Origin of the sequence: Chthonomonas sp. (assembly GCF_035294165.1) — a bacterium.
GTDB lineage: Bacteria > Armatimonadota > Chthonomonadetes > Chthonomonadales > Chthonomonadaceae > Chthonomonas.
The window spans coordinates 22125-28403 of record NZ_DATGLN010000063.1; the positions used below are offsets into that span (position 1 = coordinate 22125).

Annotated in this window: 5 protein-coding genes; all 5 read left to right on the forward strand. The window is 55.9% G+C overall.

Annotated features, from left to right (window positions below; translation table 11 throughout):
• Window positions 1-92: 92 nt before the first annotated feature.
• Window positions 93-605, forward strand: coding sequence for a DinB family protein (locus tag VKV29_RS02935; protein ID WP_324199804.1), 513 nt, complete (start codon window positions 93-95; stop codon window positions 603-605).
• A 62-nt stretch (window positions 606-667) separates the two neighbouring features.
• Complete coding sequence (locus tag VKV29_RS02940; protein WP_324199805.1) at window positions 668-1414, forward strand: SDR family NAD(P)-dependent oxidoreductase; 747 nt, start codon at window positions 668-670, stop codon at window positions 1412-1414.
• Window positions 1415-1426: 12 nt separating this feature from the next.
• Window positions 1427-2911, forward strand: coding sequence for an FAD-binding oxidoreductase (locus VKV29_RS02945; RefSeq protein WP_324199806.1), 1485 nt, complete (start codon window positions 1427-1429; stop codon window positions 2909-2911).
• Window positions 2912-2983: 72 nt separating this feature from the next.
• Window positions 2984-4291 (forward strand): PhoPQ-activated pathogenicity-related family protein, encoded by a 1308-nt coding sequence (locus tag VKV29_RS02950; RefSeq protein WP_324199807.1) that lies wholly within the window; start codon window positions 2984-2986, stop codon window positions 4289-4291.
• A 167-nt stretch (window positions 4292-4458) separates the two neighbouring features.
• A partial coding sequence (gene ppdK, locus VKV29_RS02955) for a pyruvate, phosphate dikinase (RefSeq protein ID WP_324199808.1) occupies window positions 4459-6279 on the forward strand: 1821 nt, incomplete at its 3' end.

Here is a 6279-nt window from a genome sequence, read left to right on the forward strand (position 1 = left end):
TTTTCTAGGTAATATTTTACCGGTAAAAGATTTGGCTCCGCTAAGTTCTATCTCTAGAGCGATGTGTGAGCTTCAAACGGAGGGAAGTGGCCATGTTACCGCCTTTCGTGCGCGCCAATCTGGTGGATGCGCTGCAGAGCACACCGAAGGTGTTAGAAACCTTAACGGCCTCTGTACCGCTTGAGTCGCCTGCTTGGGATAGTCGTCCCGACCCACAGAGGTTTACTTTGCGTGAGGTTATAGCGCATCTCGCCGATTGGGAAGAGGTCTTTCAAAACCGTATTGCCCGCATTCGTGATGAGTATCTGCCGAAACTTCCCGATCTCGACCCGAACGAATTTGCCCAGCAGCACAACTATGCGGCAAGCGACCCGCATCGGCAGCGCGCTCTCTTTACGGAGCGTCGGCAGACCACGGTGGAGATGGTGAAGGCGTTGCCGAAAAGGGCGTGGGAGCGAAAGGGGCGCTATCTGGAAGAGAGTCCCCGTGTTGGAGGGCCTATAACCATCGAGGCCTGGATCGCCCAGATGGTGGCACACGATGCCTATCATCTTCAGCAGATCGTGGAGTGGCTGAATCACGCTCGGCACCACAGCAAAGCATAGCAAGGTCTCATGGCGCTCCTAAGGTATGCTATTGAGGATAGATAGCGCGGTCGGAGCAAAGAATGCAGAAGAGTTGGCAGCGTGCACTGATTATCGGAGCCTCCTCTGGCATTGGGGAGGCGCTGGCCCGAAAGTTGGCGTCACAAGGCTGTTTGGTTGCGATGGTGGCACGGCGTTTGGAGGAGCTGGAGCGGATCGCCGCAGAGATTGCGGCGTCCGGTGCACCCAAACCGCTTCTCTATCGCCATGATGTATGCGAGGTGGAGTGTGTTCCGGCACTTTTTCAGCAGATCACCTATGAGTTGGGCGGGCTTGACCTTATCGTCTATTCTGCAGGGGTTATGCCCATTCTCGCAGAGCATGAGTACAGCCTAGAAAAGGACCTTGCAACGATAGATGTGAACGTGCGCGGCGCGGTCGCCTGGTTGGACGTAGCGGCGGAGCGCTTTGAACGGGCCGGATCGGGAACCTTGATAGGCATATCGTCGGTAGCAGGAGATCGAGGGCGTCGCCATTTTCCGGTCTATAGCGCTTCCAAAGCTTTTTTAGATACCTATTTAGAGGGGCTGCGCAATCGCACAGGGCGCTATGGGGTGCACGTTGTGACCATTAAGCCGGGGCCGGTGGATACGCCTTTGGTAAAGGGGTTGAAGAACTTGCCATTCCTTATCTCGGCAGACAAAGCTGCGGAGTTGATTCTCAAAGGGGCACGTCGTGATGGCGTGGTCTATGTGCCACGCATTTGGCGTCCTATTATGGCTATTGTGCGCCTCATTCCCTCCTTCATTTTCAAACGCCTTAACGTATAGCCAAGGAGAACCATGAGCCTTTCAGAAACCCCACTTTCGTCGCAACCCCTATGTTTAGAGGATAGACCCATAAAGCCCTTGCCTTCCGACCGTTTGGAGCGAATCGAGGCCTGGGGCATGAACACCTCGGTTCTGGCCTATGTCTTTCGTCCTTCCACCTTAGAGGGGGTTCGGGAGGTATTTGCTCTGGCGCGGCAGCATGGGCGTAAAGTTTGCCTGCGCGGCATGGGGCGCAGCTATGGGGATGCGGCGCTTTTGGCCGAAAACATCTGCCTCGACCTCACCCGCATGAATCGCATTTTAGATTGGAACCCGCATACTGGCCGCATCACGGTGGAACCTGGGGCGACGATTGGCGACATTTGGCGTTACGCCATTGAAGATGGTTGGTGGCCGCCGGTGGTTTCCGGAACGATGTACGTTTCTCTGGGGGGCGGGGCGGCCATGAACATCCACGGCAAAAACAACTGGAAGGTGGGACCGATCGGGGAGCACATTTTGGAGTTCGACCTGCTCCTGCCTACCGGCGAGATCGTGACCTGCAGCCCGGAGAGAAATTCGGAGCTTTTTTATGCGGCCATCGGTGGGTTCGGCATGTTAGGCTGCTTCACACGTCTCACGCTGCAACTCAAGCGCGTCTACAGTGGCCTTTTGGAGGTGGATGCCTTTTCCACCCAAAACTTCGAGGACATCGTGGAGCAGTTTGAGCGGCGAATGGATTCTTACGACTACCTTGTCGGCTGGATTGACTGCTTTGCAACAGGGCGACAGTTGGGGCGTGGTCTGGTACATGCCGCCCGCTATTTGGCACCAGGGGAAGACCCTGTTCCGGCACAAACGTTGCGGGTGGAGTACCAAGAGCTGCCCGATACGCTGATGGGCTTCATTCCAAAATCCATTATGTGGCGCCTCATGAGGCCGTTTGCAAACAACCTCGGCATGCGCTTTGTGAACTGGGCGAAGTTTACGGCGGGCAACACGATAGGGAACCACAAGCGGGTACGGCAGTCTCATGCGGCTTTTGCTTTCCTTTTGGACTATGTGCCGAATTGGAAGTGGGCCTATAAGCCCGGCTGTCTCATTCAGTATCAAAGCTTCATTCCTGCCGAGCAGGCAGAGCGTTGTTTTTCTGCGCAGCTTACCCTCTGCCAGCAGACGGGTATTGTCCCATGGCTGGGGGTGTTTAAACGACATCGGCGCGATCGGTTTCTTATGACCCATAGCGTAGATGGCTATTCGTTGGCGCTGGATATTCCTGTGTATCCGCACACGCGCGAGCGGGTATGGGCTTTAGCCAAGCAACTGAATCGGCTTGTGCTGGAAGCAGGTGGGCGCTTTTACTTCGCCAAAGACAGCACCCTTGATCCGCATACTGCGCGCGCCTATCTCGGAGAGGAGACCATAGCCCGTTTTGCGAAACTAAAAAAAGAGTGCGACCCGGAGGGGTTGCTGCAGAGTGCGCTCTCTCAACGCCTTTTCCCTACTCTTTACGAGTAACTTCGTGGGTGCAGGGAGCCGGAAGGAGACCGGCGTAAGCGATGCAGGATTCTAAGAAAGGACTGAGGAACTATGTTGCGATTACTGGGTAAAGCGCTGCTTTGCGCTTTTATGGCGAGCCTAGGGCTTGCTGCAAAGGGGGACGCCTTGCAAGACTACATCAAGCAACCGGAGCCGGCTTACCGCTGGAATCTTACCCAAACTTCTCATATGAACGGAGTGACCCTCTACGATCTCCGGATGACCTCCCTAACATGGCACGGCATCACCTGGCACCATCATCTGCAGGTTTTTGTGCCGGATAGTGGCACCTATCCGCATTTCTGCACGCTGCTTAACACGGGTGGTGATGGCTCGCCGGAGGAGACGCAGCTCGGCATTATGGCCGCCAAGATGTCTGGGGCGCCGTTTGCCATTCTCTTCGACATCCCCAACCAACCGCTGTTTGACGGACGCACCGAAGACGCTTTGGTCGTCTATACCTGGCTGCAGTTTTTAGATACGGGAGATACAACCTGGCCTTTGCACTTTCCGATGGCGAAAGCTGTTATTAAGGCCATGGATACTATCCAGGCGCTGATGAAACAGGAGAAGCGGCCGGAGATCACCGGATTTTTGGTAACCGGTGCGTCTAAACGGGGGTGGACGGCCTGGTTGGTGGGTGCAAGCGGCGACCCACGGGTGAAGGCGATCGCCCCCATGGTGATTGATATGCTGAACCTACCGGCTCAAATTCCGCATCAGCTAGCCTCTTATGGCGCTTTAAGCGAGCAGGTAGATGACTACACGAAGGCAGATATTCCTCAGAAGCTGCAGACCCCTCGCGGCCATGAGTTGATTCAGCTAGAAGACCCTTACAGCTATCGAGACCGACTGACGCTGCCCAAGCTGATCATTCTCGGCACAAACGACCGGTATTGGTCGCAGGATTCGCTTAATCTTTATTGGAACGGTCTCAAAGGCCCCAAGTGGATTCTGTATGATCCCAACAGTGGACACGGGTTAGAGGACCGATCTCGGGTATATGCCACCTTAATGGCTTTTGTGCGCGCCATTGCAGGCGGCAAAAAGTGGCCTCAGATGCATTGGAAGTACACGGTGAATGCACAAGGGGCGACGTTGGAGGTGCAGAGCAACCCGGCGCCTGTGGAGGCGCGGCTATGGAGGACATACGCGCCCACACTGGATTTCCGCGATTCGCACTGGACGTTCGAGCCGATGGAGATAAACGGCAACGTGTGCACCGGTCATTTGCCCACCCCGGCTCAGGGCTGTGCGGCTCTGTTTGGGGAGCTTGTGTTTGAACAGGATGGGCAGCGTTTTACCCTTTCGACGCAGATACAGATTTTGGGCACTCCGGAGAAACAGGCCCAGAAATAGATTTGATTTAAGCGGAAAGACGTCAGTGGAATCCCTTTTGGGAAAGGCGGATGAGGTAAAATCTCTAGTTGCTAAAAGAGAAGTTATCCGTGTGATCACAAGCTGCAAGGGCGATGCCCTTGCGGTGGAAGGTTTCGACACGACGAGGAGAAGGAGATTTAAAATCTATGACCGCAGTTGCTACGAAGCGCGTCTACCTGTTCCATGAGGGCAATGCGAAGATGCGCGACCTTTTGGGCGGTAAAGGCGCGAACTTGGCCGAGATGACCAACATCGGCCTTCCGGTGCCCCCAGGTTTTACCATTACCACCGAAGTCTGCAACGAATACTATGCCAACGGCCAGAAGCTTCCCGCCGGTCTCATGGACGACGTACGCGCCGCGATGAAGTTCGTGGAAGAGAAGATGGGGCGCACGTTCGGAGGAAGCCACCGGCCCCTGCTGGTATCTGTCCGCTCGGGCGCCAAGTTCTCCATGCCCGGCATGATGGATACCATTCTCAATCTAGGCCTGAATGAGACCACCGTAAAAGCCCTCATTGAAGAGACCAACAACCCACGCTTTGTGTACGATGCCTACCGGCGATTTATCATGATGTTCTCTGATGTGGTGTTGGGGCTTAGCAAACACGACTTCGACAACAAAATTCTGCAGGCCTATAAGGAACAAAAGGGTTACAAAAGCGATCTGGAGATGAGCGCAGAGGATTGGAAGCTCATCTCCGAAAAGTTTTTGGAGTATGTTCGGGAGAAAACCGGTCGCGACTTCCCCACCGATCCCTATGAACAGCTCGAACTTGCCATCGAGGCCGTGTTCAAAAGCTGGAACAACGAGCGCGCCATCGTCTATCGGCGTACGGAAAAAATCCCCGATAATCTCGGCACCGCGGTGAACGTGCAGGCTATGGTGTTCGGGAACGCCGGCGACGATTCGGGCACAGGGGTTGCCTTTACGCGCGATCCTTCCACAGGCGAAAAGGTGATATTCGGTGAGTACCTCATGAACGCTCAAGGCGAGGATGTGGTGGCCGGTGTACGAACCCCGGTGCCCATCTCGGAGTTGCAGTCTCAGAACCCGGAGCTGTATCGGCAGTTCGTCGAAATATGCAACATCCTTGAGCGGCACTATCGGGACATGCAAGACCTGGAGTTTACCATCGAGCATGGGCGGCTGTTCATGCTGCAGTGCCGGTCGGGCAAGCGCACCGGCCCGGCGGCGGTGAAGATCGCCGTGGACATGGTGCATGAGGGGCTTATTACGAAGGAGGAGGCTGTAACCCGCGTTACCGGCTCCCATCTCGATCAGCTGTTGCATCCGCGCATAGACCCCAAAGCTCTTGAAGGGAAAAAGCCTTTGATCTCCGGCATTCCCGCCTCTCCGGGCGCTGCGGTAGGAAAGGTGGTGTTCGATGCCGACACGGCAGCCAAACTTGGGGTGCATGGCGGGGCAGGTGAGAAGGTCATTTTGGTGCGCGACGAAACCAACCCCGATGACGTGCACGGCATGTTGGCGGCGCAGGGGGTGTTGACGGCTCGGGGCGGCAAAACCTCCCATGCGGCGGTCGTCGCCCGTGGTTTTGGCATCCCATGCGTGGTGGGCGCCGAAGGGTTGAAGATTGATGAGGAGGCCAAAACCTTCACCGTCAACGGCACAACCGTGCACGAAGGCGATGTGATCACCCTAGACGGTTCAACCGGAGCGGTCTATCTAGGCGCTTTGCCGCTGATCCCACCGGAAGTGAGCGGCGCTTTCGCCGAGCTGATGGGTTGGGCCGATAGCATTCGCAAGCTGCGTGTGCGTACCAACGCCGATAACCCGCGCGATGCGCGTCAGGCCGTTGAGTTGGGCGCGGAGGGCATCGGTCTCTGTCGTACCGAACATATGTTCTTCGAGCAAGATCGTTTGCCCATCGTTCAAGAGATGATCCTCGCGCAGGATGAGACGGTGCGCCAAAACGCGCTCGATCGCTTGCTCCCCATCCAACAAAAG